This window comes from Arthrobacter sp. UYNi723 (assembly GCF_054057635.1).
Genome location: NZ_JBSRZM010000013.1, coordinates 1 through 26111, shown reverse-complemented (window position 1 = coordinate 26111; position 26111 = coordinate 1). Strand labels below are relative to the sequence as shown.

The following is a 26111-nucleotide window of genomic DNA, read 5'->3' as shown; positions in this document are numbered from 1 at the left end:
CCCGGAATGGCGCGGCCGCTTCTCCGGAACGCGCGAATGATGGCGCAGAATCCGACGCCCGCGCCGCACTCCAGCCACGGCAGGCACTTTCAGGAGTGAGGTCTCGGCGGGCTTTCGGGCTTTCGAAAAGCCTAGATCTCACGTTTGGAGTCCGCGGTTGAGCTCGTCTGCATTCGCCAACTCAGCTGCAAGCGCCTGCCGCGCCTCGGCGTCGAGTTCCAGGGCGCCGACGCTGTCCAGCACAGACCGGGCCAGCGCGTGGTTGCCGGTCCGCTCATGCAGCTCGGCGAGGTACACCAGCAGCGGCAGTTTCTCGGCGTCCGTCGCCTCAGGATGCCGCTGGAGCCCAGCCTCGATCACGGAGATTGCGGTCGCCTCGCTGCCATGCGCGTCGCCCTGCCGCGCCGCGTTCAACAGGACTCGGTCGAGCCGCCCCGCCGGCGCAGACACCGTCCCGAAAGCACCAGCCGTCCCGAAAGGACCAGGCGTCCCGGAGGCATCAGCGGCATCCTCGGAATCACCGAGTGCGCTCACCCGCAGCCAGTTGCCCGAAGAAGTGCAGGTCGATGCCGCCACGCGTGAAGCCCATGTACGGATTCGGCCGTTCCTGCCGGTAGGTGACGTGGAAGCCGAGCGCTTCGTAGAACGGCGCCACGTCATCCAGACGGCGGCACGGCAGGATCGGGACGGCACGCTCGTTCATACCCTGAACCTACTCTCGGGGGGCCCTGGCCGTCGCCCGTTTCGATGGTTCCCTGCCCAGCAGATGTTTGCGAGCGTCGATCCGGCAGGGAACCATCGAAACGGCGAAGCAGAAGCTATTCGGCGTCGAGGTCCGTTTCCAGGAGCTTGACCAGCGAATCCAGGGCCGCGTCGGCGCCGTCACCTTCAGCCCGGAGCACCACAACATCGCCCTTGGCGGCGCCCAGGGTCATCAGCGACAGGATGCTCGAAGCGTCCAATGCGTCATCCTCCGGGTCGCCCTGCATGGCAATGGTGACCTCCACGCCCACGTCTCCCGCCGCTTCCGCGAACAGGGCGGCGGGGCGGGCGTGCAGGCCGGAGCGGCTGGCGATGGTGGCGATGCGTTCGGGCATTGTTCCTCCTGGTGGGTGCTTCTTTGTGGCTAGCGGCGGGCGGTTCGTCGAAGGCGGGCGGTTGGTCCGAACCGGCCGGTCAGAGGCCGAGTTCTTCGAGGACGGGCAGTTTTTCCCGAACCCAGGCCTTGGCTTCAGTGGCGCTGGGCGCGGACAGGGCCAGCTTGGCCAGCTGCTGCGCCTCGGCCAGTGTGACGGTCTTCAGCACCGCGGCCACGGCGGCAAGGGACCGCGCGGTCATGGACAGGGTGGTGACGCCAAGCCCGGTAAGTACGACGGCGAGGGCCGGGTCAGCGGCCGCCTCACCGCAGACGCCCACGGGTTTGTTGTGGCCTTCCGCGCGGGAACCTTCCACGGTCAATCCCACCAGGCGCAGCACGGCAGGCTGCCACGGGGTGTTGAGGTTGGCCAGCGGGCCCAGCTGGCGGTCCGCCGCCATGGCGTACTGGGTGAGGTCGTTGGTGCCCAGACTGGCGAAGCCCACCTCGCGCAGGATGGATTCTGCGGTCAGGGCTGCGGACGGCACCTCCACCATGACGCCCGGGTTGGTGATCCCGGCAGCGGTGCACATCGAGGCGAAATGGGCGGCCTCCTCCGCGGTGGAAATCATCGGGGCCATGACCCAGACATCAGCCTCCGAGTCCTTCTCCGCGAGGGCGATCGCCTGCAGCTGGCGTTCCAGAACACCCGGCGTGGTGAAGTCGGTGCGGTAGCCGCGGACGCCGAGGGCCGGGTTCGGCTCGGTGGCGTCGGTCAGGAAAGGCAGCGGCTTGTCGGCACCCGCATCCAGCGTGCGCAGGACAACTTTCTTGCCGGGGAAGGCGTCAAACACGCTCTTGTACGCGGCTGCCTGCTCCTCCACGGAGGGTTCGGTATCGCGTTCCAGGAAGCAGAATTCCGTGCGGAACAGCCCTACGCCCTGCGCGCTGAGGCCGGCAGCGGCCACGGCATCCTTGCCGCCGCCAACATTGGCGAGGAGCGGCACCAGGTGCCCATCCGCCGTCGTGCCGCTGCCGTCAAACACGGCCAGCAAGGACGCGTTGGTGGCCCACGCTTCGGCGGCGGCGCGCTGGGCGTCGTCCGGGGCAACGGTGATGGAGCCCGCGGCGCCGTCCACAAAGACCTCGGTGCCGTCGGCCAGTTCGTCCACGCCTGCGGCGGCGACGACGGCGGGCAGGCCGAGGGAGCGGGCAATGATGGCGGTGTGGGACTGCGGTCCGCCGCCGGCTGTGACGAGGGCCAGCACCTTTTCGGGGTCCAGTGTGGCCGTGTCCGCGGGTGCCAGGTCCTCTGCCACGAGGATGAACGGCGTGGAGGAGGAAGGGATGCCCGGGGCGGGCACGCCCCGAAGCTCAGCCACGATGCGGGCACGGACGTCCAGGACGTCCGTGGCGCGTTCGGCCATGTAGCCACCGAGGTTGTGCAGCATTTCGGAGACCGAGGCGCCGGCGTCCCAGATGGCGCGCTGCGCCGAGGTGCCGCGGGCGATCAGCTTGGCGGCGTTCTTCAGGAGCATGGTGTCCTTGGCCATCAATGCCGTGGCTTCCAGGACAGCTTTGCCGTCTCCAGTGGCCGTTTCCGCGCGGGCTTTGAGCTCGTCATGGACAGCGGCCGCTGCCGCCTTGAGCCCGGCGATGGCTTCTTCGGCTGACGTACCGCCGGCCAGCTGCTCGCCTGCGGGGGGTTCGCTGATCGGTTTGGGCATCTGCCGGACGGTTCCGATGATGCGGCCGGGGCTGACGCCAACTCCTGGGAAGGTCTGCACTGAAGGTCCTCGTTCTCTGCCGGTAGCCAGGCCCGCCTAGGTTTATCCCGGCGCCATGCCGGGGCCGCCGCGACCACTGTGTGCGAGGGCGGAAACGTGCCTGAAAAAATTGTATGTGATTCAGTTCATATAGCAATGCTATAGGTGATAGGGTAGCGGCTATGAGTTTGGATGGCCAGCTTCCCCCCAAAATGCGTCTATTGCATGCAGCCGCCGAGTTGCTTGCGAAATCCGCCGGAGCATCCGTGTCCACCCGCCAGATCACGCAGCTGGCAGGGGTAACGGCGCCCACCCTGTACCACCACTTCGGTGACAAGGAAGGCCTTTTCGACGCCGTTGTCACCGCAGGCTTTGAGGAGTATGTCGCGGGCGAAAGAGATTTCGCCCCGTCCGGAAATCCATTGGAGGATATCCGGAGGATGTGGGACAACCACGTCCAGTTCGGACTTAAGCAGCCGGAACTGTACCTGGTGATGTTCGGCAATATCCGCCCGGAAAGCCGCCCCGCCATCGTTGCCGATGCCGAGGCGCTGATGGAGGAGATGCTGAACAAGGCAGCGGCAGCGGGTCAGCTGAATGTCCAGCCACGGGAAGCGGCCAGGTCCATTCTGGCCGCCAACGTGGGTGTGACGCTCATGCTGATTGCGGAGCCCGCCGCCGAACGTAACCTCGAACTGTCCACTATGACCCGGGACGCCATGATCTTTGCGGTGTCCACGGCACAAGCCGAAGGGGCGGCCACGGAAGACTCCGCAAGGTCCTCCGTGGTGGTGGCAGCGATTGCCCTGAATGCCGCGCTTCAGGCATCGCACTCAGACCAGCTCTCCAGCTCGGAACTCAAACTTTTCCTCGAATGGCTCCACCGGATCTCTACCAGCACGTCGTCGTAAGTATCGGATCTATCCTGCACAGCCGCAGGAATGACGGTTAGGAAAGCACATGGCAACAGAGACAGTTGCAAAACCCCGCACCAGCGTGCGGGTCGGCGTCCAGAAGTTCGGGACGTTCCTGTCCGGCATGATTATGCCCAACATTGGCGCGTTCATCGCGTGGGGGCTCATCACAGCCCTCTTTATTGAGAAGGGCTGGATCCCGGTCCCGGCCTTGGGCGGCTTCGGCACCAACGCCGAAGGAGTTCCCTATGTAGGCCTGGTTGGTCCTATGATCACCTACCTGCTGCCGCTCCTGATCGGCTACACCGGCGGCAAAATGGTCTATGACGTCCGCGGCGGCGTGGTGGGCGCTATCGGCACCATGGGCGTCATTGTTGGCGCCGGCATCCCGATGTTCATCGGCGCCATGATCATGGGTCCCCTCGGCGGCTGGACCATGAAGAAGATCGACCTCCTGTGGGAGGGTAAGATCCGCCCGGGCTTCGAAATGCTCGTGAACAACTTCTCCGCCGGTATCTGGGGCGCGCTGCTGGCGATGCTGGGCTTCTACGGCATCTCGCCGCTGGTCCAGGCTTTCAGCACCGGGGCCGGGAACGTGGTCCAGTTCCTGGTCAACAACGGCCTCCTGCCGCTTACCAGCATTTTCATTGAACCTGCCAAGGTGCTGTTCCTGAACAACGCCATCAACCACGGCGTGCTGACTCCGCTGGGCATCCAGCAATCACTTGAACAGGGCAAGTCCATCCTCTTCCTGCTCGAGGCCAACCCCGGACCTGGCCTTGGCATCCTGCTGGCGTACATGTTCTTCGGCCGCGGCCTTGCCAAGGGCTCTGCCCCTGGCGCAGCGATCATCCACTTCTTCGGCGGCATCCACGAAATCTACTTCCCGTACGTCCTGATGCGCCCGCTGCTGATCCTGGCCGCGATCGCCGGCGGCATGACGGGTATCGCCACCCTGGCCGTCACCGGCTCCGGCCTCGTTGCGCCGGCGGCGCCTGGTTCGATCATCGCCGTGCTCGCCCAGACGTCCCGTGACAGCTACGTCGGGGTGATCCTCGCGGTGGTGCTCGCCACCTCGGTTTCGTTCCTGGTGGCCTCGGTGATCCTGAAAACCACCAAGCACAGCGACGAGGTGGACCTGAGCGATGCCACGTCCAAGATGGAAGCGATAAAGGGCAAAAAGAGCTCCGTCTCCTCGGTGCTGACCGGCGCCGGTGCAGGCGTGGGCACCGCCGTCCTAACCGGCCCCATCAAGAACATCGTGTTCGCGTGCGACGCCGGCATGGGCTCCAGTGCCATGGGCGCCTCGGTGCTGCGGAACAAGATCAAGGCTGCCGGGTTCCCGGACGTCAAGGTCACCAATGCCGCGATCGCCAACCTCAGTGACACCTACGACGTGGTGATCACGCACCAGGACCTGACCGAACGCGCCAAGCCCGTCACGTCCAGCGCCGCGCACTTCTCGGTGGATAACTTCATGAACAGCCCGCGGTACGACGAGATTGTGGAGCTGGTCAAGGAGCGCAACACCGAAGGCGCAACCCCCGACGCCGGTGCTGCCGCCGGCCACGGCGCGCACGTTGCCAGTGCCACGGTAGATGCCGAGCCCGGCAGCGGTACGGCACCAGCCGAGGCTGCGGAGACGGCGGCGCCTTCCGACATCCTCGTGGCCGACAGCGTCATCCTCAACGGCACCGCCACCACCCGCGATGCCGCCATCGACGAAGCCGGTCAGCTCCTCCTGGCCCGCGGCGCCGTGGACGAGGGCTACCTCGCGGCCATGCACGAACGTGAGGAATCCGTGTCCACCTACATGGGCAGCTTCCTGGCCATCCCGCACGGCACCAATGCCGCCAAGGACCACATCCTGAAGTCAGCGGTGTCAGTCATCCGCTACCCTAACGGCATCGACTGGGACGGCAAGCAGGTCAAGTTCGTGGTTGGCGTGGCGGGCATCAACAACGAACACCTCCACATCCTGTCCTCCATCGCGAAGGTCTTCACGAACAATGCTCAGGTGGCCCAGCTGGAAGCAGCCACGTCCGTTGAGGAAGTCCTGGAGCTGTTCGGAAAGGTGAACGTATAGTGAAGGCAGTACATTTCGGAGCCGGGAACATCGGCCGCGGCTTTGTGGGGCTGCTGCTGCACCAGGCCGGTTATGAGGTGGTGTTCGCGGATGTCGCGGACGCGCTTATCGACCAATTGGCGGCCGCAGACAGCTACAACGTCCACGAGGTGGGGGAGAACCCCACCCTCCGGACGGTGGACAACTTCCGCGCGCTCAACTCCGGCACGCAGGAAGCGGAGCTGGTACGGGAAATCGCGACGGCGGACATCGTCACCACCGCCGTGGGGCCACACATCCTGAAGTTCGTGGCGCCCGCCATTACCAAGGGCATCGCGGCGCGGGCTGCCGGGCTGGCGCCGCTGCAGGTCATGGCCTGCGAGAACGCCATAAACGCCACGGACATCCTGCGGGCCGAAGTCGGCGCGCTCTGGGACGACGCCGCCGGCCCCCTGGATTCCCTTGCGGTGTTTGCGAACACCGCCGTGGACCGGATTGTGCCCAACCAGGAGCCGGGGCAGGGCCTGGACGTCACCGTGGAGACGTTCTACGAGTGGGTCATCGACAGGACCGCATTCGGCGATGCTGCGCCGGTGATTCCGGGCGCAACGTTTGTGGACGAGCTCTCGCCCTACATCGAGCGGAAGCTCTTCACCGTGAACACCGGCCACGCCTCCGCCGCGTACTTCGGGTTCGAAGCAGGCCTGGAGAAGCTCTCCGACGCCATGGCCGACCAGGACGTGGCAGAGGACGTCCGCGCGGTCCTGGAAGAGACCAAGCAGCTCCTCGTGGCCAAGCACGGCTTCAACAACGACGAGCAGGAAGCCTACGTCCAGAAGATCCTGGTCCGGTTCTCCAACCCGCACCTGCCGGACACCGTGAACCGGGTGGGCCGCGCCCCCATGCGCAAGCTCAGCCGGCACGAACGGTTCATCGGTCCCGCGGCTGAACTGGCCGAACGCGGGATCGTGCCCGAGGCGCTCCTGGGTGCCATCGCCGCGGCCCTGCGCTTCACGGACCCCGCCGACGCCGAGGCCACCGAGCTCGCGCAGATCCTGGCTTCGTCGTCGCCTACCGACGCCACGGCCAGGATCACCGGGCTGGCCTCGGAGCACCCCCTGTTCGCGGCCGTGTCGACGCTGGTGGAGGAACGCCAGGCGGAAGCGGCGAAGGCCCCGGCCTGACCCCCCAGACGCGCTCTCACTTCCTGCAGCTTTTTCGGGAACCCTCTCGCAGATTCTGCGGGTTTTTGGCCAACGCTCTCTCACATGGATGAGAGAGCGTTGGCGTTTAAGGCACCGAAAGTGAGAGAGGGTCTCGGGGGATAGGTTCGCAAGCCTTGTGGAATGCTGGGGAGATGACCACGAACCCCGGCGCCTTGACCCCCTTGCTGACTGCCGACGTCGACGGCGGGACCTTCCGCCTCAGGCACGCCGTGTCCGCCGACCTGCCCGCCATCGTGGCGCTGCTGGCCGACGACTCCCTGGGCGCCAGCCGCGAAGTCGGCCACGAGATGGCGCCGTACGAGCGGGCTTTCGAAGCGATCCACGCCGACCCGTCCCATTTGCTCGTGGTGGGGGAGTACGCGCCGGCTGGGGCAGCTGACTGCACCGTGGTGGCTACCTTCCAGCTGAGTTTCCTGCCCGGCATTTCGCGGCAGGGCTCGTGGCGCTCGCAGATTGAGGCGGTCCGCGTGGCGGGCAGCCTTCGTGGCCAGGGCCTGGGGAACCTGATGATGGGATGGGCGATTGACGAGGCCAGGCGCCGCCGCTGCACGCTGCTGCAGCTGACCACGCACAAGACGCGGACAGCCGCCCACCGCTTTTACGAGCGGCTCGGCTTTGACGCCAGCCATGAGGGCATGAAGCTCACGCTCTGACAACCGGCCCGGGAGCATCAGCCCTTGGCGGATCCCTTGGGCACAAACAGCGTCTCGGCCTGCTCCAGGGACATGCCGTTGGTCTCCGGCACCTTCAACATCACAAAGAAGAACGACGCCGCAGCGAACAGCGCGTACATGGCGTAGGTCAGCGGCAGGGAAGCCGCGGCCATCACGGGGAAGCTGAGAGTGATGGCAAAGTTGGCCACCCACTGCGCGGCCGCGGCCAGGCCCAAGGCACGGGCACGGATCCGGGACGGGAAGATCTCGCCAAGGAGGACCCAGACCAGCGGTCCCCAGGACGCGCCGAAGCTGACCACAAAGATGTTGGCCGCCACGAGGGCCACCGGACCCCAGGCGCCCGGCAGGGAGATCTCCTCGCCGGAGCCGACGGCCGAGGAGAACGCCAGCGCCATGGTGCCCAGTGAGACCGCCATGCCGATGGAACCGGCCAGGAGAATGGGCCGGCGGCCGATCCGGTCCACCAGGGCGATGGCCACGAGCGTCACCAGGATGTTGGTGATGGAGGTTGCCACCGAGATGGTGAGCGAGTCCTTCTCCTGGAATCCGACGGCCTTCCACAGCGTGGTGGAGTAGTAGAAGATCACGTTGATGCCCACGAACTGCTGCAGGACGGAGAGGATGATGCCCACCCAGACCACCGCCTGCAGGCCGAACGTCTTGCCGCGGAGCGAGCCCTTCTGGCCGGACAGCTTGTCCTCTTCGATCGCGTCCTGGATCTCGCGGATGTGCCGGTCGGTGTCCTCGGCCGGGGCGATGGAATCGAAGACCTTGCGGGCTTCCTCTTCCTTCCCCTGGACCACCAGGAAGCGCGGGGATTCGGGGAGCGTGTACGCGATCCAGCCGTAGGCCACAGCCGGAACGGCGGCAGCGAGGAACATCCAGCGCCAGGCTTCGATGCCCAGCCAGAAGGCCTGGTCCGCGCCGCCGGCGGTGGTGGCGAAGAGCGCGTCGGACAGGAGTGCGGCGAAGATACCGGTGGTGATGGCCAGCTGCTGCAGCGACGCCAGCCGGCCTCGGACCTGCCGCGGGGAAATCTCGGAAATATACGCGGGTGCGATCACCGAGGCCAGGCCGATGCCCAGGCCGCCCACCAGGCGCCAGAAGATCAGGTCCCAGACGCCGAACGCGAAGCCGGTTCCGATGGCGCTGACCAGGAACAGCAGCGCGCCGAGCTTCATAGCGGGGATGCGGCCGTACCGGTCGGCGACTTTGCCGGCGAGGAAGGCGCCTGCCGCGCAGCCCAGCAGGGCGATGGCCACGGCAAAGCCGGTGACGGCCTCGGAGAGCGCGAACTCGTCCTTGATGGCGTCCACTGCACCGTTCACCACGGAGGAGTCGAAGCCGAACAGGAATCCACCCACCGCGCCTGCGAGTGCCAGCCAGATCACCCGCTGCGGGATCTTGGCGGTGGTCTGCTCCTTGGCGGTGGGCATGCTGCTCCCTGAGATTTGGGGGTGGGGTGGATGCGGTGCGGACGTCGTCGGCTGCGGTACCGGCTCGCAGGCCGGCGCACACGCGCTAAACAGTGTGGCACGTCACCGCCCACCGTTCCACTTGCGACTTGTGCCGTCCGAAACAGAAAGACGACGACGGCGGGGTGTGCCGCCGTCGTCGTCTGCCGTTTCAGAGCAGCGCTAGTGGGCCGCCACCGGCTCCTTGGCGACCTTCGGATCCGTCAGCTTCTTGTTCGGCAGGGCGAAGCTGATAAGGAACGCGATCCCGGTGAGGACGGCCGCGGTGATCATCACGGTGTCGATCGCGTACGCGAAGCCCTCGGTGATGGGGCGGGTGAGCACGCTGTTGGCCGTGTGGAGCCAGCTGGTGTCATTGAGCGATTCGTTCGATGCCCCGTTCTGGAAGAACTCGTAGAGCTTGGCGTTGGCGGGGTCCGCGGCCACCGCCGGGTCGCGCAGCAGGGCCTGGTAGTCGGCACTGGACATGGCTGACTTCATCGTTTCGGCGATCCGGCTCGCGGCCAGGCTGAACAGCATGGAGATGAACACGGCCGTGCCCACCGCGCCGCCCATGGACCGGAAGAACGCTGCGGACGACGTGCCCACACCCATGTCCTTCGGCGGCACGGAGACCTGCATGGCCAGCGTGAGCGGCTGCATGCAGAAACCCAGGCCCATGCCGAAGAACACGGCGATCACGCCGGGAACCCAGAGGCCCGTGTCCACGCCCAGGGACAGTCCCATGACCAGCGCGGCGACGGTGAGGATGCCGGTGCCCACGATGGGGAAGATCCGGTACGTGCCCGACGCCGAAATGGTGCGGCCCGCGGTGATGGAACCGGTCAGGATGCCGAGCGTGAAGGTGATCATCATCAGGCCGGCTTCGGTGGGCGTGAGTCCCTTGACCAGCTGCAGGTACATGGGCAGCATGGCGATGGCGCCGAACATGCCGATGCCGATGATGAAGTTCAGCAGCGAGGACAGGCCAAAAGTAGCGTTCCGGAAGAGCCGGAGCGGGATCAGGGCGTAGTCTCCGGCGCGTTTTTCAGCCAGCAGGAACCAGATGATGCCCACCGCGCCCAGTCCGTAGCAAAGGAAGGAGTTCAGCGACGTAAAGCCCCAGCTGCGGCCCTGTTCCGCCACCAGGAGCAGCGGGACGATGGCCAGCGTTATGGCGGCCGCGCCGAAATAGTCGATTTTCTGCTTCACGTGCTTGGCCGGCAGGTGCAGGAACATAAACACCACGGCCAGGGCCGCCAGGCCGATGGGCAGGTTGATGAAGAACACCCAGCGCCAGCCGTCAAAGCCCAGGATGTTGGCCGACCCTGCGAACGCGCCGCCCACCACCGGGCCGAGCACGGAGGAGATGCCGAACACCGACATAAAGTAGCCCTGGTACTTGGCCCGGTCCTTGAGGGACACGATGTCGCCGATGATGGTCAGCGCGAGGGCCAGCAGGCCGCCGGCGCCCAGGCCCTGGACGCCGCGGGCGATGGCCAGTTCGGTCATGGAGTGCACTGAGCCGGCGTAGAGCGAGCCGACCAGGAAGATGACGATGGCGATCAGGTACAGCGGACGCCGGCCGAAAATGTCGCTCAGCTTGCCGTACAGCGGCGTGCTGACCGTGGACGTGATGAGGTAGGCGGTGGTGGCCCACGCCTGGAGGGACAGCCCGTCCAGGTCATTGGCGATGGTGTAGATGGAGGTGGACACGATGGTCTGGTCCAGGGATGCCAGGAACATGCCCAGCATGAGCCCCACCATCACGGTGACGATCTGACGCTGTGTCAGGGTTTCGCCGGCGGCACGCACAGCGGTTGTTTTGGACATGGCTTCTCCAGGAAAGAATAAGGGATCACGCTCGATAGTTGCTTTCAGTAACTATGTTAGTTCGCGTTTCATTCCCGCTGCCAGATATTCCTTCCGGAACCGCCGCTCCCGCCCGGGCCCCCGCCCGAACTGGAGGACCCCGATCAGCGCTCCACGAGGATGCCGTCCGGATCGCACCAGACGGTGACGCCGGGACGGAAGGTCACGCCGTCGAGCACTACATCCACGTCAACCTCACCGGCGCCGGCCTTGGCGCTCTTGCGCGGGTTGCTGCCCAGCGCCTTGACGCCCAGATCCAGTTGGGCGATCGCCTCGCGGTCGCGGATGGCGCCGTTAATTACGACGCCGGCCCAGCCGTTCGCCACGGCGCTCTCAGCGATCATGTCCCCCATCAGGGCTGTGCCCAGTGAACCGCCGCCGTCCACCACCAGCACGGCGCCATTGCCGGGGGTGGCCAGGGTGGACTTGACCAGGGCGTTGTCCTGGAAGCAGCGGATAGTCCGCACCGGGCCGCTGAAGTGTGAACGGCCGCCGAGGGACTGGAACTGGAGGGATACGGAGGCCAGCTCCTCGCCGCGCTCGTCGTAAAGATCGGCGGTGTTGACGGGGCTGGTGGTGTTGCCTGCAGCAGATGCGGTCATTGGATCTCCAGGTGTTCAGTGTCGTGAGGGGCTGCGCGCTGTCCATAGCCACACAAGGAAAGCGCCGTATGACAAGCGGGGCGATGCAGCCCACGATAGTCTGATTTTCAGAATCACCAACCGTTCCAGGGGGAACCAGCCATGAGCCTGTCCGACACACCCGCAGCACCGGATCCCAGCGCTGCGTCGGCACCCGGAACGGGATCGGAAAGCTCGACGGCGGCGCTCGCCGAGCCGACGCAGAAGGTCACCGCGCGCTGGGTGACCGGGCTGGTGCTGGTCAACGTCGGCATTAACGCCGCCTTCTTTGGGCCCATCAACGTCTTTATCGGCCAGCAGGCCATCGGCATCGACGAGGCCAATAAGGAAGCCATCCTGTCCCTCGTGACAGGGTGTGGCGCCGCCGTTTCGCTGGTGGCCAACCCGCTTTTTGGGGCCCTGTCCGACCGGACTGTCTCCGGTTTCGGCCGGCGTGCCCCGTGGGTCCTGGCCGGCGCCGTCCTGGCCACGGCTGCGTTGCTGGCGATGTCCGGAGCCACGGCCGTGGCCCTCATGGTCCTCTTCTGGTGCCTGGTCCAGCTGGGTGCCAACGCAGCCTACGCGGCCATCACCGCCGCCGTCCCGGACCGTGTTCCGGTCCTGCAGCGCGGTGGCGTGGGCGGCCTGGCGGCGATGGGCCAGACGGTGGGCATCCTCCTCGGCGCGGTCTTCGGGGCCGTGGTCTCGGGAAACTTCATGGTGGGGTACACCATGTGTGCGGCCGCCCTGCTGTTCTCCGTGGTGCCGTATCTCTTCCACCGGAACGATCCGCCGCTCCCGCGGGAAGCCCGGCCGCCGTTTACCTGGACCGGGTTCATGCGCGGCTTCTGGATCAGCCCTGCCCGCCACCCGGACTTCGCCTGGGCCTGGCTCACCCGCTTCCTGGTCAACGTCTGCAACCAGATGACCATCGTCTACCTGCTCTTTTTCCTCAGGGACGTGCTCAAACATGAGGATCCGGCACTGGGGGTCCTGACCTTGACCGGCATTTACGCGGTGATGGTGATGATTACTGCGGTGATAGCGGGGCCGTGGAGCGACCGGCTGGGCCGGCGGAAGCCGTTTGTGATCGGGTCCTCCGCCATCATTGCCGCGGCGGGACTGACAATGGCCTTCTTCCCTGTCTGGACCGGCGCCCTCATTGGAGCCGGCATCCTGGGCGTGGGGTTCGGCGCCTACCTTGCCGTTGACTTCGCGCTGCTGACGCAGGTCCTTCCCCTGGCCGCAGACAGGGGCAAGGACATGGGCATCATTAACGTGGCGAACTCCCTGCCGCAGGTGTTCGCGCCCGTCCTCGCATTCCTCGCCGTGACGTACTTCGGGGGGTACGTCACGTTGTTCACCACGGCCGCCGTCATCGGCCTGCTGGGCGCTGTGTTCGTGGTCAAGATCCGAGGGGTCGACTGATTCCGGCTTTTGCCTGTGCCGCGTATAGTTGAGGCGGACTGCAGGCACACGGGATGGGGACTCTCCCTGCCGCTGCACCATAAGAACACAACCCCGGAATCCTGATGCCCGAGACCTTTTCAGCCCATCCGTCCATGGCCGCCCGGCCCTCCACGCCGCGTCAGCGGCTGCGCTACACGCGCGTCCTTGAGTCTGCCGCAGGGTTTGCCCGCAAAGGGCTGGAGTCCGTGGACCTCGCGGAAATTTCGGAAAAGTCCGGCGTGCCGTTGGGCACCGTCTACCGCTATTTCCCCACGGCCAACCACCTGATGCTGTCCCTCTACCGCCAGCAGCTGGACGAGCTTCAGGGCAGGGCCCGCACGTCGGCGGCCAGCTTCGGTGGCCGCGCCCTCACCGGCGTGGTGATGGAGATCTTCCATATGCGGGTGATGCAGCCGGCAGTCGAACAGTGCCTGAGCCGCTGCGTGTACCTCAAGGACAAGGACACCACGGCACTCCTGCATGAAATCGATGCCCTGAGCGAAACGGCTGTAGCCACCGCCTCCGACGACGCCGTAGCGGCCCGCGTGCTCCTGCTGACCGTCACTGGTCTGGTCCAGTCCGTCCGCAACCGCCGGCTTTCGCTCTTTGAGGCCGAAGAGGACCTCAAAAAGGCCTGCACCTTGCTTGCTCCGGTGGCTGCCGGGGCCCGTGCGGCCCACCGATCGGCGTAACTGGTCTAGACCAGTAAGCCAATAAATACGTCTTTATGCAGTGACGTGGCTCACAAAACGGCCTGATTAAACGATTTGGCACGGTCCCGGAGCGTCGAATGCACTTTCTGGCGCGTGGGCGCTGTTTATTATGGCAGGACCGGAGTGGCTGGCAACCCGCATCTGCAAGGGCTTCACCCCGGGCCCGCCACCTCTGGGCCCAAGAAGCAACGAATTCCACCTTGAGCCTCCCTGTGCTTGAGCCTTTCTGCGCCGTGCGCCCACGGCTAGCCCCAGGAGACAACGACGTGTCCATTGACGTAATCGCACCTACCGACAATTCAGCAGCCACTGCCCTGAGCCAGGCCGAGATCTTCGACGCCCATCAGGGCGGGAAGCTCTCGGTGACCAGCACGGTCCCGCTGTCCAACAAGCGCGACCTGTCCATCGCCTACACCCCCGGTGTAGCCGAGGTCAGCCGCGCCATCCACAACAACCCGGAACTCGCCAAGACACTCACCTGGGCGCAGCGCCTTGTGGTTGTGGTCAGTGATGGCACCGCGGTGCTGGGCCTGGGCAACATCGGCGCCGCCGCCTCACTGCCCGTGATGGAGGGCAAGTCCGCCCTGTTCAAGACCTTCGGCGAGCTGGATTCCATTCCCCTGGTCCTGAACACCACGGACGTTGACGAGATCGTGGAAACGCTGGTCCGTCTCCGCCCCAGCTTCGGCGCCGTCAACCTTGAGGACATCTCGGCCCCCCGGTGCTTCGAGCTGGAAGAGAAGCTGATCGAGGCGCTGGACTGCCCGGTCATGCACGATGACCAGCACGGCACCGCGGTGGTGGCCCTCGCCGCCCTGACGAACGCCGCCAAGGTCACCGGCCGCGAACTCGCAGACCTCCGCGTGGTGGTTTCGGGCGCCGGAGCCGCAGGCATCGCCGTCGCCGAAATCCTGCTCGCCGCCGGCATCACGGATGTTGTCCTGCTCGACTCCAAGGGCGTCATCAACCGGGAGCGGGCGGACATCGCCGCCGACCCGCAGAGCAAGAAGTCCCAGATGGCAGAGCGCAGCAACCCCCGCAGCGTCACGGGTGGCCCCGGCGAAGCGCTGCTCGGCGCTGACGTGTTCATCGGGGTTTCCTCCTCGAAGCTGGACGAGGCGCATCTGAAGCTGATGAACGCCGACTCCATCGTGTTCGCCCTCTCCAACCCGGACCCCGAAGTCCTGCCCGAGGTGGCCGCCAAGTACGCCGCCGTGGTGGCCACCGGCCGCAGCGACTTCCCCAACCAGATCAACAACGTCTTGGCCTTCCCCGGAATCTTCCGCGGCGCGCTGGACGCCGGCGCCCGCCGGATCACGCCCGCCATGAAGCTCGCCGCGGCCCGCGCCATCGCCGAACTCGCGGAAGCTGACCTTTCGGTGGACTACATCGTGCCCAGCCCGCTGGATCCGCGCGTTGCCCCGGCAGTGACGGCCGCCGTCGCCGCCGCCGTGGAAGCCGAGTAACCTCCGCCGCCACACTGCCACAACGCCCGACGGCGGTGCCTCCCCGCGCAGGGGACGCACCGCCGTCGGGCGTTAAGCTGCCGGGCTCACCGCTGCGCCGCCCTAAACTGGGGCTCATGAACTCCGAAACCGTGGTGAGCATCCTGTGCGGCCTGGCGATCCTGGTGGGGGTGGCGGGCACCATCGTCCCCATCCTGCCCGGCAGCTTCCTGATCGGGCTCAGCCTGCTGGCGTGGGCAATCTGGGGTGGCGCCGGCGCTATCGGCTGGGTGGTCTTCGCGGTGGGAATGGTGTTTGTGCTGGCTGGCATGTCGGCCAGCGCCGTGCTGACCGGACGGAAACTCAAGCAGCACGGCATTCCCAACCGGAGCGTGGTGATCGGCCTCGTGGCGGGCGTGATCGGCATGTTCATCATCCCCGTCGTGGGGCTCTTTATCGGGTTCGCCGCCGGCCTACTGCTTAGTGAGCTGCGCCGGACCCGGCGCGTACGCACCGCAACCACCACCAGCTGGGCCGCATTGAAGGCCACCGGGCTGGGCATGCTGGCCGAGGTCGGGCTCGCGTGCCTGGCGGCCAGCACCTGGGTGATCGGGCTCTGGGTCGCCGCGGCCACGTAGGGCTCCACGCAGGTCCGCCACGTAGGGCGTCCACGCAGGTCCGCCACGTAGCATGGAGAGATGACCGCGGGGGATGCCAGAGGACCGATCTACCGGGACACCCGTGACCTGACGCCGTTCGGGCACGCCCACCTGCAGACCCCCGTCCGGGAACTCGCCGGAAGTGTGGGAGGGCTGATCCACGGAGTGCTGGGCGGCCGGGATGCCGCGCGGATTGCCGTGGACGGCGAGGTCCCCAGGCTCAAGCGGATGCCTGGAAAAGCGGTCAAAGCCGTGCATGATGCCATCTTCACCAGCAGGGAACCGGAGCGGCTCATCGCGGTGGGGCGCGCCTATCCGGGCTGGGCGGGGCTCTGCTCCGTTATGGCCGGGCTCCTGGCGTACCAGCACGGCGGCTACCTGCGCGCGTCCGAACTCCTCCAGCGTGGGCTGTCCATCAGGAACGACGACGACGCCAACCAGTATGCGGCCACCTATCTCACGCGCGTGGTCACCCGGGTGGAGGTTGCCGAGCGCATCGAAGTCCCCGTGCTGTTCAGCCAGGAATCGGTCTTCCTGGCCCTGTCGCACTCCCTGCGGGAGACGGGCCAGCTGGAAGCCGCGCTGCAGACGGTGGCCGGGCTGCCGCCGTCGTTGCCTTCAGCCTTGGCCCGCTGCGCACTGGCGTTCGCGCTGGGACGCGACAAGGAAGTGGTGATCTGGACCGAGGGGCTGCTGAACTCCGACGACCTCTCGGCGGCCCTGCTGCTGCTCCGTGGGCGTGCGCTCCGGCGGCTCGGCGCCCACACACAAGCGCACGAGGCCCTGAAGGAGGTGCTCCGCCGTCGTAAAACGGACGTGGTGCTCCGCAACGACGCCCTCACCGACCGTGCCCTGCTGGTGCTCGACAACGGCCGCAAATCCCTCAACCCGCGGGACTGGCTCCGCGGCCGGCCGGCGGAGCTGGAAACGTTCGAAGTCATCCGTAAGGACATCGACGAGCGCCGGCTGTGGGAGCAGGAGTGGGAAAACCTGGACGGGAAATAGACTCCGGTTGCGGGCGGCCTTACCGACCTGCCTAGGGACTTGCCTTGGGGTCTTGCCTTGTGGACCAGGCCGCCCCGGAGTACAACGGAGGCATGAGCGACGAAGTGCGGTCCTGGATGGAAAAGTACCTCGCGGCGTGGACCTCCAACAACCCGGAGGACATCAGGGCGCTGTTCACCGAGGAAGCCGTCTACGCCACCCGGCCGCATGATGCCGACGCATGGCGGGGCCGCGAGCAGATCGTGGACCGCTGGCTGGAGGCGCAGGACGACCCCGGGAACTGGACCTTTGACTGGTCGGTGCTGGGGACCGACGGCGGGCTGGCCTTTGTGCAGGGTTTCACGGACTACCTTGGCGATAGTCCCAGCTACGACAACTTGTGGGTCATCCGCCTTGAACCGGACGGACGGGCGTCCGAGTTCACGGAATGGTTTATGGAGCGCAAGGCCTAGGTTTGCTGCGTGAGCCTTGCAACCAGCGGAACCAGCTGCTCTGAGAGGAGCACCACGCCGAGGGCAACCATGATGATGCCGCTGGCCAGGGTGACTGTCCGCGCGGCGCCGGGCCGGGACTGCAGGAGTTTGCGGGCCAGCAGCGCCACGCAGGTGTAGACGGCCCCGGCCAGCAGGACAAACGTCAGGCCCAGCAGGCCGGACTGGACGGGGACAGGGAGGGAGGCCTCCGGGCTGACGAACTGCGGCACCAGCGCCACATAGAACAGCAGCCCCTTGGGATTGATGCCGCTGGTGCCCATGCCCTGAAAGAAGGTGCGGAGCTGGTTGGCGGGCTTCCCGACGGCGTCTGCCGCACTGAAGGAGGCGCCGCGCCAGGAGCGGAGGGTGCTGATGCCCAGCCACAGCAGGTAGCCCGCGCCCGCCACCGTAAGCCAGCCCAGGACGCCCGGCAGGCCGGACAGCAGGGTCGCGAGGCCTGCCACCATCAGCAGCGTATGCAGGACGTAGCCGCCGCAAAGTCCGGCCACGGCCGGGACGAAGCTGCGCTGCCGCAGACCGGCCGTGATGGAGTACGCCCAGTCCACGCCGGGGGTGCAGGCGAGGGCGACGGCCACCAGCACAAAGGCGAAAAACAACTGGGGATTCATGGCGGGCTCCTGTCCGATGCGGTACAGGACAAACCTTATGAAGTTTCAGGCCATAAGTGCTTACCCTTTTCGCCCACCTTGAGTCAGAATTGGTAAGATATTTGCGTGATTGACCACATTGACAGAAACATTTTGCGCCACCTCAAGGAAGATGGTCGGATGACCGCCACGGCGCTGGCCGCGAAGGTCGGGCTCACGGTGGCGCCATGCCACCGGAGGCTCCGGGACTTGGAGGCGTCAGGGGTGATCCGCGGCTACAAGGCGGACATCGATCCGGCCGCCGTCGGGCTGGGTTTCGAGGCCATCGTGTTTGTGACTTTGCGCCAGGTGGACCGCTCCACCATGGAGATCTTCGAGAACCGGGTGGCGGACAACCCCAACATTGTGGAGGCGCAGCGGCTGTTCGGCTCCCCGGACTACCTGTTGAAGGTCATCGCCGAGGACCTGCCCGGCTACCAGCGCTTCTACGACGCCGAGCTCACGTCACTGCCCGGGGTTGAGCGGCTGACGTCCACGCTGGTGATGAAGAACATCAAGTCCAATGCGGGCCCGCCGCTGTAGCGCTTGTGCCCTTGAGATGCGTCCGTCCTGCGTTGCCTCAGTCCGTGGGGCGGACGTGGACAATGATCACCTGGGTGTCCTTGCCGCCGTCGTACCGGAGGTCGTAGTTCACGTCCAGGCCAGTGGAGGTGCCGGAGGTGATGGAGAAATCGGTCTTTCGTTGCGGGTCCCGCTGGGCACCGGCGATCCAGCGTTCGGCGGAGTCGGCGTCGATCCCGTACCGCGCCACACCGTCCCTGATGAGCTCAAAATACTCGTCGGGCGAGCCGGCGGTGAGGAAGTACGTGACCTCGCTGAAGTCCGGCCGCTTGTTCGTGGTGTTCAACCGGATACGGTCCGTTTCGCCACTGATCTCGCCGCTCGGAGCAACGATGGTGAGCTTGATCTTTCCCGAGTCCCTGGTATTGATCTCGGGCCCATAGCTGTCTTCCGTGACCCGGACAGCAGCCTTTTCCAGCTTTCCCGAACTCATGTCCAGCCGTGCGGTCTTGGATTCGCGGATCTGGTCCACGCCGGCAGCGTCGAGGGTGGAAAATTCCGAGGTGCTCATGGTGCTCCCTTGAGAGGTCGGTTCGTTCGTGGTGCCACTGATCTGGCAGCCCGTCAGGGCAAGGCAAGCGGAAAGGGCGAGGAGTACGACGGCGGGCCGCCGCCGCTGGCGCCGAGGTGCGGTTGGGCATGTGGTCTTCACTGGTGGACCTCCGCGCCGAAGCCATCCACAAAGCGGTCCATGATGCCGGGGATGTTGTTGGTGGGGCGGTGCTGCTCCACGCGGTCGTTGAAGTCCGAACCGATAATTTGTTCTGCACGTGCGGGATCCGTCGCCAGGAGGTTCTGGTAGGCCGGGAGGGTGTCCTGCCGGATGAGCTCCCACCGCTGGTCCGCGTTGGAGATGTTCCCGTCGGGGAACCCTGTGGTGAAGTCGGTGCGGAACTGGGTGGGGTTGTCCCAATTTGTGAAGGGCACGTTTTCCGGGCCGGGACTCTCCACGCTGAAGGTGTAGGGAAAGACTTACGGGTAGCTTTTTGCGCCCGGGATGGACGGCTCGCCGGCCAACGTGACCATGTACGTCACGGCCTCTCCGCCAGGGTGGTTCCGCATGTCGTCGTAGTCGTCCGCGATGATCTCGTTCTGCTCGCGGTACAGGAGGGCTGCGTTGCCCTCCTGGATCAGGTCCGGGTCATCGGAATCGATCTTGGCCCATTCCTCGGCGGTACCGGTATCGATGGCACCCGAGTCCCGCAATCTGTTGATTTCCTCGATTCCGCCGTTCATGTAGGCCTCATGCTGGCGGGCCTGGTCCAGGAAGATCTCCTTGTTCATGTCCAGCATGCTGGTCTCGTAATAACGGATCTCCTGGTCGGTCATGCCGGCGAGCTGTTCGATCTGGTCAAGGATGGGGAGCGGGATGTCCGAAGCCGGATTGTCCGCGATCTGCTGGGCGAGGTCCCGCAGCATGGCCATGTCCTTGAAGCCGCCCGCGAAGGACGGGCCGATCATGTTGGCCATGCCGGCCCACTGCAGGTCCGGGTTGGAGAGGTACGCCTGGCCGTAGAAGTCGTAGACCTTCTTGATGGTCTCCCAGTTGTGTTCGGTGCCTTTGGAGGTGTCCCAGCTGGCGGGGTCGATGCCCATGTCCAGCATGGCCTGGTTGTTCCAGTAGTCGCTGAGGAAATCCGCGTATTCCTCGGAGCTTTTGTCGATCAGCCCCGAATCGGCGGCAGCATCCATGGCGGCCTTTGCGGCTTCAGGGTTTTCAAGCGCCCACTGCCTGAATGCCTCGCTGCCGAGGTAGGCCTGGCGTTCTTCGGGTGCCATGCCGTTCAGCCGGTCCGTCAGTTCCTGGGCAGCGCCGTCCCCGGAACCGCTGCCACCACTCCCGGAGCCACCGCCGGAACCGGCCCCGTTGCTGGCCTTGTCCTGCTCGTCGGCGTTGGCGAGCACCGTCCTGGAGGCCGACTCCAGCCCGGCCGTTGCGGACTTCAGCAGCAACAAGCACGATGACGTCCAGTCGCTGCGGAAGCGCTCGCCGTCGTGCCCTTTCCAGGCGCCTGTGCCGATGACGCTGCTGAGCTGCTGGCCGAGCAGGCTCAACCTGGTGGCGCCGCCTGACAGGTCCTTGGCGAGCTGCCGCAACTGGGCAACGTCGCCGCCGTAAAAGTTCCCCGCCATGTTTCCCCCTGAATGGATTCCCGTGCCAGCCTAGCTGCGATGCGTCCGCGAGGGCGATGGGTAGAGCTCCCCGTGCGGGGTTGAGCGCGGGCCCGGAAGGCGGAACTCAGTCCAGCAACAGCCCGGTGGTGCGGTACGGGATGACTTCACGCAGGAACATGCTGGTGGACGTCCGGACAATGCCGGGGCAGAGCCGGATCTCCTCGGACACGCGGTAGAGGTCGTCCGGGCTGGTGGCCACCACGCGGATCAGCAGGTCGGTGTCGCCGGCAGGCGCATGGCATTCCAGGACCTCGGGGATTTCTCGCAGGGCCGCGATGGCTTCGTTGAGGTGGCTCTGGTCCAGTTCGGCGCTGACGGCCGCCGCCACACCCCTGCCCAGGGCGGAGGGGAGCACCCGGCTGCTGTTGGGACGGAGAGCGCCCGACGACGTCATCCGCTCCAGGCGCGACTGGACGGTCCCGCGCGCCAGGCCCAGCCGCTGGGCCAGCACCATGATGGGGACGCGCGGGTCCTCGTCCAGGGCATTGAGGATGCGCTTGTCCGTGGCGTCCAATTGCTGCAATCTGATCAGTTCCTGTCGGAGCTTGTGGTCTCTATTGGTCAGACTGACCAACGAAATGCTTGCCAGTTGTGCCAACTGTATGGCGTCTGCTCAAATTGTGGCAACAAGGGCTGAGGCTACCGCCGAATCCCGCAGGCTACAGGAACCCCGGCACATCACCCGGCAACTGGACACCGCCTCCCGCAAGGAGGACGCCGCTGATTGACGCTTGTTCACACCACGGTCATTCTGCACACACGGCAAGAGCCCCTGAGCCACCGACGTCGGATCCCCGAAGTCATCGGTAGCTGAGGGGCTCTTGTGCTGCCCGGACTAGGGTTGGTCCATGACCCCTGCCGGCCGCTTTGCCCCCAGCCCCTCCGGCGAACTGCATATAGGAAACCTCCGCACCGCGATGCTCGCCTGGCTGTTCGCCCGGTCCACCGGCCGCGACTTCCTGCTGCGCGTCGAGGACCTTGACCGGGCGCGGGCCGGCGCAGAGGCGGAGCAGCTCCGCGATCTGGAGGCCGTGGGCCTGACGTGGGACGGCGCCGTCGTGCGCCAGACGGACCGCGGCGCCGTCTACGCTGAAGCGATCGGGCGGCTGGCTGCCGCAGGCCTCACCTACGAATGCTTCTGCACGCGCCGCGAAATCCAGGAGGCGCCGTCAGCGCCGCACGCGCCGCAGGGCGCCTATCCTGGCACCTGCCGGGACCTCGACCCTGCCGAGCTGGAGTTCAAACGCTCCACCCGGCCGGCGGCCATCCGGCTCCGCGCCGAGGTAACGGAGTACGCCGTGCGGGATGTGCTGCACGGCGACTTCACCGGCCTGGTGGACGATTTTGTCCTTCGCCGCAACGACGGTGTGACCGCCTACAACCTGGCCGTCGTGGTGGACGATGCCGCACAGGGCGTCGACCAGGTGGTGCGGGGCGATGACCTGCTGCCGTCCACGCCGAGGCAGGCATATCTTGCGTGGCTGTTGAATATTCCTGTCCCGGAATATGCGCATGTGCCGCTGGTGGTGAACTCCGACGGCGCCCGGCTGGCCAAGCGCGACGGCGCCGTGACGCTGGCCGATCTCGCCCGTGCCGACGTTTCCGCCGCTGACGTGCGGAACCTCATCCTGCAGTCCCTGGGGCTGCCGGCCGGGACGCTGGAAAACGCACTCGCGGCGTTCCGGCCGGGTGCTCTCCCGCGGGAACCGTGGGTGTGGAGCGGCCCCTAAGCAGCGCGCGAACGGACGCTTGCGGCCCCGCCGACGTGAGGTCACTTGCTGCCCTACGCGTAGGCTGGAGCTATGTCGGCACCCGAATTCACTGAAGCACAAATCCCTCAACCGCGATTCACTGTCGAGACGGCGCGAGTCCTGGCCGAGGTGGCCCACAACCGGCAGAAGGACAAGCTCAAGAGGCCCTACCGTGACCACGTGATCGCGGTGGGTGATGCCCTGGCAGATTTCGACGACGATATCCGGATCGCCGGTTACCTTCATGACATTGCCGAGGACACTCCCATCACGCGGCAGGCACTGCTGGACATGGGCGTTTCCGAGCGGGCAGCGGACATCATCGAGCGGGTCACTAACAGGCTGCACGATAACCCCGATGACTATCAGGCCGGGATGCACTTCATTGCCGAGGACCACGACGCGGCACTCGTGAAGATCGCCGACAATGCCCACAATTCCCTGCCCGAACGCGTCAGGGCTCTGGCCGCGAAGTGGCCGGACAAGCCGCCGGTCACCAAGTACCGGGATGCCCGTCCGGTGCTGTATGCCGCCGTCGACGTTGAGGAAGTCCGCAAGATCCTTGCGCGGGTTAATCCCTGGCTGCTGAAGGAGTTGGACGACAGGCTCGACGACGAAGACGACACGGATTACGAGAACCTGACGTACGACGACGCCCCCGTCGCTGAGCCGGTCCCGGTGGTCTTGCATGTCGATACCTTGGAAAAGGCGGACGCCACTACGGGCGAGGAGAAGTAGCCTCGGCTTGGAGTTTCGCCAAGGCAGCGTTCACGCGCTCTGCGCCGCGCCGCTCGTCGATGACAATCGAAGCGCCCAGTGCCAAAACGATGACCAGTAGGCATACCGGGACCGAAACCCAGGCTGCCGCCAGGCCGATGGACCCGGCAAGGGCCACCATGATGCCGGCGGCGACGGCCAACACCGTCCGGTCCCGGCCCATCATGATGCTGAACAGCCAGGTCAGGGCGAGCTTGAACAATGCCACCGGTATCGCGATGCTGGCCACAGCCACCGCTCCGCTGATGTGTGCCGCGTGGGGCGAATCCGCAGGTTTCCGGCGAATTCGCGCCCTGGGCCGGGGGTTTTAGACCCGCCCCAGCGCGTCGATGTCTTCAAGGAACTGCTCGTGGACCTCCTGGCTCACGGTGGTCCGGGTATCGCCGATCGCGTCGAGGTAGTCCTCGGTGCAAGGCCCCTTCCGGACCGCCTCGCGGACTGAAACGCTGCCCGCGGAAGCCGCGCCGCCGTCGTCGTACACTGCCTTTTCCAGCGCGCGCTGGGAGGCGCTGCGGGCGGCGTACTCAATGTCCGCTGGGGAGAAGCCCTCGGTCCGTTCCACCAGGAGCTCCACGTCCACATCGTCCACGACTGTGGCCGGGATGAAGCGCTGCCACATGGCTTCGCGGGCCTGGCGGTCCGGCAGGCCGATGGGGATGACGTAGTCGAACCGGCCGTGGCGTAGGAAGGCGGTGTCCAGCGCGCGGATGAAGTTGGTGGCGCACACCAGCAGGCGGCCGGGCTGTTCGCGGAACGCCGGGATGATCTTCAGGAGCTCGTTGGTGACCCCCTGCAAGGGGGACGGCGGTTCACCCGAACGCTGGGAGGCGATTTCCTCCACCTCGTCGATGAACACCACGCAGTGCTCCAGCTCCGCGATCTCGAGGAATGTTTCGCGCAGGGCCCCGGCGAGGCCCTTGGGATCTGAGGCCAGACGGGACGGGAAAACCTCCACAAACGGCCACTCGAGCCGGGACGCGATGGCCTTCGCAAACGTGGTTTTGCCGGTCCCGGGAGGACCAAAGAGGACCACGGCGCGGGGCGGCACCACACCGTATTCATCCGCGAGGTCGGCCTCCGCGAGGGGCAGGACAAGCCGGCGCTCCAGGAGTTCCTTTTCCTTGCGCATGCCGGCCACGTTCTCCCACAGGTCGCGGGCCAGGATCCGGCCGCCCAGCTGGCCCAACGCGCCGAGCTCCTGCCGCTGGACGGGGATGGTCCGCTCGAAATAGCGCAGGTTCTTCTTGAGCGCGAAGCCGCGGCTGAGGAACGCCTCCACCCGGGTTTCCGCTTCCGGCATCAGCGCGGAGAGTTTGTTGAGGCCGTGCGGGGCCATGCGGTTTTCGACGGCGGCGAGCAGTGAGGTGCCGATCCCGCGCCCGCGGTATTCAGGCAGCGTGGCCAGGAAGACGATCCAGCCCTGGTCATGCGCAGCGCGGCCGACGGCGGCGCCCACCACCTGATCGCCCTGCACCGCCACCACCGCGTGGTCCTTCTCGCAGGATGCCAGCACCTCGGAGAGGGCATAGACGGGCTCCACATCAGTGGCCTTGAGCGACTCCCAGAGGTGCAGGATCCCGTCCAGGTCTGCTGAATGGAAATCCCTGATGCGCCAGTTGGTCATGCCGTGTCTCCCGGGTGGTTCGTCGTTGAACTTTCACAGAGGTCGCGTGTGAAGCGCTCTGCTGAGCATAGGCGATCACCTCCCGTAGGGGGGTTGCGGGAGCGTTGCATTACGCCCGGGCGGATCCGGGGCTACAGCCTCGACGTTTTCTCGCCCTTGGAGCCTTTCCAGAGATGGTGGGGACGGTGGCTTGGGTCCGTATGCACTACGAGGACCGGGCAGGCAGCGTGAGAAACGCATGCTGAGCTCACAGACCCTAGATGCATACCCATGACTCCGCCGTGCCCGCGGCGGCCGACCACCAGCATCGCGGCGTCCGCACCGGCTTCGACCAGCTTGGCAGGCGCAGGGCCGCGGACCAGCTCCTGGCTAACGTTCACAGGAAGGTCCGGCCCGAATGCTTTGCCAAGCGCCTCGGCCAGGGTCTTGGCAGCGGCCCCTTCGAAGGCGTCAAAGTCCGGCGGAACGTAGCCGGCGTACATCTGCGGAAAGTCCCAGCAGGCCACCGCGTGGATCCGGGCGTCTAAGGCGGGCGCCAGCCGTGCCGCGAAACGCAGCGCCTGCACCGAGGAATCGGAGCCGTCCACCCCGACAACAATCTTGGCTTCCTGATTGTCCAGCACGGTCCTCCTTGGAGAATGGAAACGTACGACGGCGGCACCTGGGTTCCGTGTCCACAGAACCCGGGTGCCGCCGTCGGACTCTGCTGCCTGATCAGACCTTGATCGGAACGGGGTGGACCTCGTCGGCGGGGTGGCCCGCGCGCTCGTGGATACGCCGTACAGCTTCCTCTGAGGGGGCCTCGGACAGGCAGTAAACCAAGCCTGACTCGGGATCGGCCCAGGCAGATTTAAAGTCAACGCTTTCGTCGCTTTGAATGGCGAGATCGGCGTCGTGGGCCGCTTGAAGGGCTTCCTGGGTGATTCCGGTCATATTGCGATGAACATCCATGAATTCCGGCATGAAACTGATGCTCCTTAAACTGGGTTCGCCGTTGATACAGCAGGATGTTGCCGACGCTAGACCTGACCTGCACGTTCGTCAAGAGAACGCGTTGACTCATCAAAGATGCCCGCGTAGCTGCTATCGAAGAATCATTTGGTAATGCCCGCGTAGCGGCGCGTCTGCTGGGGTGGTATCCGCTG

29 protein-coding genes are annotated in these 26111 nt (G+C 65.9%); 13 read left to right on the top strand and 16 right to left on the bottom strand.

The window, feature by feature from the left end:
* Positions 1-138 precede the first annotated feature (138 nt).
* From ACVWY0_RS11615 to ptsP, 4 genes are all read right to left on the bottom strand, one after another.
* Complete coding sequence (locus tag ACVWY0_RS11615) at positions 139-534, bottom strand: hypothetical protein (RefSeq protein ID WP_485836824.1); 396 nt, start codon at positions 532-534, stop codon at positions 139-141.
* Positions 518-703, bottom strand: a complete 186-nt coding sequence (locus ACVWY0_RS11610; RefSeq protein ID WP_485836823.1) for a VOC family protein — start codon at positions 701-703, stop codon at positions 518-520. Before ACVWY0_RS11610 ends, ACVWY0_RS11615 begins: the two co-directional genes overlap by 17 nt.
* Before the next feature lie 115 nt (positions 704-818).
* The gene (locus ACVWY0_RS11605) at positions 819-1097 is read right to left on the bottom strand and encodes an HPr family phosphocarrier protein (protein WP_056341927.1); all 279 of its coding nucleotides are present in this window, start codon (positions 1095-1097) and stop codon (positions 819-821) included.
* 79 nt (positions 1098-1176) lie between these two features.
* Positions 1177-2862 carry a phosphoenolpyruvate--protein phosphotransferase gene (gene ptsP, locus ACVWY0_RS11600; RefSeq protein WP_485836822.1) on the bottom strand — a complete coding sequence of 562 codons (1686 nt, stop codon included), beginning with the start codon at positions 2860-2862 and terminating at the stop codon, positions 1177-1179.
* Between the two features lie 161 nt (positions 2863-3023).
* Here ptsP and ACVWY0_RS11595 point away from each other — a divergent pair, with 161 nt between their 5' ends.
* From ACVWY0_RS11595 to ACVWY0_RS11580, 4 genes are all read left to right on the top strand, one after another.
* Entirely contained in the window at positions 3024-3752 is a 729-nt protein-coding gene (locus ACVWY0_RS11595; protein ID WP_485836821.1) for a TetR/AcrR family transcriptional regulator, read from the top strand.
* A gap of 49 nt (positions 3753-3801) precedes the next feature.
* The gene (locus ACVWY0_RS11590; protein WP_485836820.1) at positions 3802-5841 is read left to right on the top strand and encodes a PTS mannitol transporter subunit IICBA; all 2040 of its coding nucleotides are present in this window, start codon (positions 3802-3804) and stop codon (positions 5839-5841) included.
* Positions 5841-7004: a mannitol-1-phosphate 5-dehydrogenase gene (locus ACVWY0_RS11585; RefSeq protein WP_485836819.1), complete on the top strand. Its 1164-nt coding sequence runs from the start codon at positions 5841-5843 to the stop codon at positions 7002-7004. The genes ACVWY0_RS11590 and ACVWY0_RS11585 overlap by 1 nt, the downstream gene beginning before the upstream one ends.
* Positions 7005-7177: 173 nt before the next feature.
* Positions 7178-7699 carry a GNAT family N-acetyltransferase gene (locus tag ACVWY0_RS11580; protein WP_485836818.1) on the top strand — a complete coding sequence of 174 codons (522 nt, stop codon included), beginning with the start codon at positions 7178-7180 and terminating at the stop codon, positions 7697-7699.
* Positions 7700-7716: 17 nt separating this feature from the next.
* Here ACVWY0_RS11580 and ACVWY0_RS11575 read toward each other — a convergent pair whose 3' ends face one another.
* From ACVWY0_RS11575 to rraA, 3 genes are all read right to left on the bottom strand, one after another.
* The gene (locus ACVWY0_RS11575) at positions 7717-9156 is read right to left on the bottom strand and encodes a sugar porter family MFS transporter (protein ID WP_485836817.1); all 1440 of its coding nucleotides are present in this window, start codon (positions 9154-9156) and stop codon (positions 7717-7719) included.
* A 201-nt stretch (positions 9157-9357) separates the two neighbouring features.
* Positions 9358-11007, bottom strand: a complete 1650-nt coding sequence (locus ACVWY0_RS11570; RefSeq protein WP_485836816.1) for an MDR family MFS transporter — start codon at positions 11005-11007, stop codon at positions 9358-9360.
* Positions 11008-11150: 143 nt separating this feature from the next.
* Positions 11151-11648 carry a ribonuclease E activity regulator RraA gene (gene rraA, locus ACVWY0_RS11565; protein WP_463943984.1) on the bottom strand — a complete coding sequence of 166 codons (498 nt, stop codon included), beginning with the start codon at positions 11646-11648 and terminating at the stop codon, positions 11151-11153.
* A gap of 141 nt (positions 11649-11789) precedes the next feature.
* On the opposite strand from rraA, the gene ACVWY0_RS11560 reads away from it, so the two are divergent.
* The 6 genes from ACVWY0_RS11560 (at position 11790) to ACVWY0_RS11535 (ending at position 17389) form a co-directional block, all read left to right on the top strand.
* Positions 11790-13094 carry an MFS transporter gene (locus ACVWY0_RS11560; RefSeq protein ID WP_485836815.1) on the top strand — a complete coding sequence of 435 codons (1305 nt, stop codon included), beginning with the start codon at positions 11790-11792 and terminating at the stop codon, positions 13092-13094.
* A gap of 104 nt (positions 13095-13198) precedes the next feature.
* Positions 13199-13807: a TetR/AcrR family transcriptional regulator gene (locus tag ACVWY0_RS11555; protein ID WP_485836814.1), complete on the top strand. Its 609-nt coding sequence runs from the start codon at positions 13199-13201 to the stop codon at positions 13805-13807.
* A 287-nt stretch (positions 13808-14094) separates the two neighbouring features.
* Positions 14095-15294 (top strand): NAD(P)-dependent malic enzyme, encoded by a 1200-nt coding sequence (locus tag ACVWY0_RS11550; protein WP_485836813.1) that lies wholly within the window; start codon positions 14095-14097, stop codon positions 15292-15294.
* Positions 15295-15410: 116 nt separating this feature from the next.
* On the top strand, positions 15411-15911 hold the full coding sequence (locus tag ACVWY0_RS11545) for a DUF456 domain-containing protein (RefSeq protein WP_485836812.1): 501 nt from the start codon (positions 15411-15413) through the stop codon (positions 15909-15911).
* A gap of 60 nt (positions 15912-15971) precedes the next feature.
* Positions 15972-16937, top strand: a complete 966-nt coding sequence (locus ACVWY0_RS11540; RefSeq protein ID WP_485836811.1) for a hypothetical protein — start codon at positions 15972-15974, stop codon at positions 16935-16937.
* A gap of 92 nt (positions 16938-17029) precedes the next feature.
* The gene (locus ACVWY0_RS11535) at positions 17030-17389 is read left to right on the top strand and encodes a nuclear transport factor 2 family protein (protein ID WP_485836810.1); all 360 of its coding nucleotides are present in this window, start codon (positions 17030-17032) and stop codon (positions 17387-17389) included.
* On the opposite strand, the gene ACVWY0_RS11530 is transcribed toward ACVWY0_RS11535, so the two are convergent.
* A complete protein-coding gene (locus ACVWY0_RS11530; RefSeq protein WP_485836809.1) occupies positions 17386-18039 on the bottom strand; it encodes a LysE family translocator in 654 nt (217 codons plus the stop codon). The two genes, ACVWY0_RS11535 and ACVWY0_RS11530, sit on opposite strands and share 4 nt — an antisense overlap.
* Before the next feature lie 105 nt (positions 18040-18144).
* Between ACVWY0_RS11530 and ACVWY0_RS11525 the strand changes: the two genes are divergently transcribed.
* Positions 18145-18600, top strand: a complete 456-nt coding sequence (locus ACVWY0_RS11525) for an Lrp/AsnC family transcriptional regulator (protein WP_141138772.1) — start codon at positions 18145-18147, stop codon at positions 18598-18600.
* A gap of 37 nt (positions 18601-18637) precedes the next feature.
* Here ACVWY0_RS11525 and ACVWY0_RS11520 read toward each other — a convergent pair whose 3' ends face one another.
* The 4 genes from ACVWY0_RS11520 to ACVWY0_RS11505 all read right to left on the bottom strand — a co-directional run bounded on the left by ACVWY0_RS11520 (position 18638) and on the right by ACVWY0_RS11505 (position 21337).
* Positions 18638-19150 (bottom strand): hypothetical protein, encoded by a 513-nt coding sequence (locus ACVWY0_RS11520; RefSeq protein ID WP_485836808.1) that lies wholly within the window; start codon positions 19148-19150, stop codon positions 18638-18640.
* A 137-nt stretch (positions 19151-19287) separates the two neighbouring features.
* Positions 19288-19566 carry a hypothetical protein gene (locus ACVWY0_RS11515; protein WP_485836807.1) on the bottom strand — a complete coding sequence of 93 codons (279 nt, stop codon included), beginning with the start codon at positions 19564-19566 and terminating at the stop codon, positions 19288-19290.
* A gap of 45 nt (positions 19567-19611) precedes the next feature.
* Positions 19612-20772: a WXG100 family type VII secretion target gene (locus ACVWY0_RS11510; RefSeq protein WP_485836806.1), complete on the bottom strand. Its 1161-nt coding sequence runs from the start codon at positions 20770-20772 to the stop codon at positions 19612-19614.
* A 106-nt stretch (positions 20773-20878) separates the two neighbouring features.
* Positions 20879-21337: an Lrp/AsnC family transcriptional regulator gene (locus tag ACVWY0_RS11505; protein ID WP_485836805.1), complete on the bottom strand. Its 459-nt coding sequence runs from the start codon at positions 21335-21337 to the stop codon at positions 20879-20881.
* A gap of 325 nt (positions 21338-21662) precedes the next feature.
* Between ACVWY0_RS11505 and gluQRS the strand changes: the two genes are divergently transcribed.
* Both gluQRS and ACVWY0_RS11495 read left to right on the top strand, forming a co-directional pair.
* Positions 21663-22544 carry a tRNA glutamyl-Q(34) synthetase GluQRS gene (gluQRS, locus tag ACVWY0_RS11500; RefSeq protein WP_485836804.1) on the top strand — a complete coding sequence of 294 codons (882 nt, stop codon included), beginning with the start codon at positions 21663-21665 and terminating at the stop codon, positions 22542-22544.
* Between the two features lie 72 nt (positions 22545-22616).
* Positions 22617-23303: an HD domain-containing protein gene (locus ACVWY0_RS11495; RefSeq protein ID WP_485836803.1), complete on the top strand. Its 687-nt coding sequence runs from the start codon at positions 22617-22619 to the stop codon at positions 23301-23303.
* On the opposite strand, the gene ACVWY0_RS11490 is transcribed toward ACVWY0_RS11495, so the two are convergent.
* From ACVWY0_RS11490 to ACVWY0_RS11475, 4 genes are all read right to left on the bottom strand, one after another.
* A complete protein-coding gene (locus ACVWY0_RS11490) occupies positions 23284-23571 on the bottom strand; it encodes a hypothetical protein (protein WP_485836802.1) in 288 nt (95 codons plus the stop codon). The two genes, ACVWY0_RS11495 and ACVWY0_RS11490, sit on opposite strands and share 20 nt — an antisense overlap.
* 78 nt (positions 23572-23649) lie before the next feature.
* The gene (locus ACVWY0_RS11485) at positions 23650-24966 is read right to left on the bottom strand and encodes an ATP-binding protein (protein ID WP_485836801.1); all 1317 of its coding nucleotides are present in this window, start codon (positions 24964-24966) and stop codon (positions 23650-23652) included.
* A gap of 131 nt (positions 24967-25097) precedes the next feature.
* On the bottom strand, positions 25098-25589 hold the full coding sequence (locus tag ACVWY0_RS11480) for a universal stress protein (protein ID WP_485836800.1): 492 nt from the start codon (positions 25587-25589) through the stop codon (positions 25098-25100).
* Positions 25590-25680: 91 nt separating this feature from the next.
* The gene (locus ACVWY0_RS11475) at positions 25681-25929 is read right to left on the bottom strand and encodes an SCO4226 family nickel-binding protein (protein WP_485836799.1); all 249 of its coding nucleotides are present in this window, start codon (positions 25927-25929) and stop codon (positions 25681-25683) included.
* Positions 25930-26111: the final 182 nt, after the last annotated feature.

Coding starts and splice junctions, on each gene's coding strand:
- ACVWY0_RS11610 (WP_485836823.1), bottom strand. CDS start 703: ATGAACGAGCGTGCCGTCCCGATCCTGCCGTGCCGCCGTCTGGATGAC.
- ACVWY0_RS11495 (WP_485836803.1), top strand. CDS start 22,617: ATGTCGGCACCCGAATTCACTGAAGCACAAATCCCTCAACCGCGATTC.
- ACVWY0_RS11590 (WP_485836820.1), top strand. CDS start 3,802: ATGGCAACAGAGACAGTTGCAAAACCCCGCACCAGCGTGCGGGTCGGC.
- ACVWY0_RS11520 (WP_485836808.1), bottom strand. CDS start 19,150: ATGAGCACCTCGGAATTTTCCACCCTCGACGCTGCCGGCGTGGACCAG.
- rraA (WP_463943984.1), bottom strand. CDS start 11,648: ATGACCGCATCTGCTGCAGGCAACACCACCAGCCCCGTCAACACCGCC.
- ACVWY0_RS11575 (WP_485836817.1), bottom strand. CDS start 9,156: ATGCCCACCGCCAAGGAGCAGACCACCGCCAAGATCCCGCAGCGGGTG.
- ACVWY0_RS11560 (WP_485836815.1), top strand. CDS start 11,790: ATGAGCCTGTCCGACACACCCGCAGCACCGGATCCCAGCGCTGCGTCG.
- ACVWY0_RS11530 (WP_485836809.1), bottom strand. CDS start 18,039: ATGAATCCCCAGTTGTTTTTCGCCTTTGTGCTGGTGGCCGTCGCCCTC.
- ACVWY0_RS11605 (WP_056341927.1), bottom strand. CDS start 1,097: ATGCCCGAACGCATCGCCACCATCGCCAGCCGCTCCGGCCTGCACGCC.
- ACVWY0_RS11580 (WP_485836818.1), top strand. CDS start 7,178: ATGACCACGAACCCCGGCGCCTTGACCCCCTTGCTGACTGCCGACGTC.
- ACVWY0_RS11540 (WP_485836811.1), top strand. CDS start 15,972: ATGACCGCGGGGGATGCCAGAGGACCGATCTACCGGGACACCCGTGAC.
- ACVWY0_RS11485 (WP_485836801.1), bottom strand. CDS start 24,966: ATGACCAACTGGCGCATCAGGGATTTCCATTCAGCAGACCTGGACGGG.
- ACVWY0_RS11545 (WP_485836812.1), top strand. CDS start 15,411: ATGAACTCCGAAACCGTGGTGAGCATCCTGTGCGGCCTGGCGATCCTG.
- ACVWY0_RS11595 (WP_485836821.1), top strand. CDS start 3,024: ATGAGTTTGGATGGCCAGCTTCCCCCCAAAATGCGTCTATTGCATGCA.
- ACVWY0_RS11555 (WP_485836814.1), top strand. CDS start 13,199: ATGCCCGAGACCTTTTCAGCCCATCCGTCCATGGCCGCCCGGCCCTCC.
- gluQRS (WP_485836804.1), top strand. CDS start 21,663: ATGACCCCTGCCGGCCGCTTTGCCCCCAGCCCCTCCGGCGAACTGCAT.
- ACVWY0_RS11475 (WP_485836799.1), bottom strand. CDS start 25,929: ATGCCGGAATTCATGGATGTTCATCGCAATATGACCGGAATCACCCAG.
- ACVWY0_RS11510 (WP_485836806.1), bottom strand. CDS start 20,772: ATGGCGGGGAACTTTTACGGCGGCGACGTTGCCCAGTTGCGGCAGCTC.
- ACVWY0_RS11570 (WP_485836816.1), bottom strand. CDS start 11,007: ATGTCCAAAACAACCGCTGTGCGTGCCGCCGGCGAAACCCTGACACAG.
- ACVWY0_RS11535 (WP_485836810.1), top strand. CDS start 17,030: ATGAGCGACGAAGTGCGGTCCTGGATGGAAAAGTACCTCGCGGCGTGG.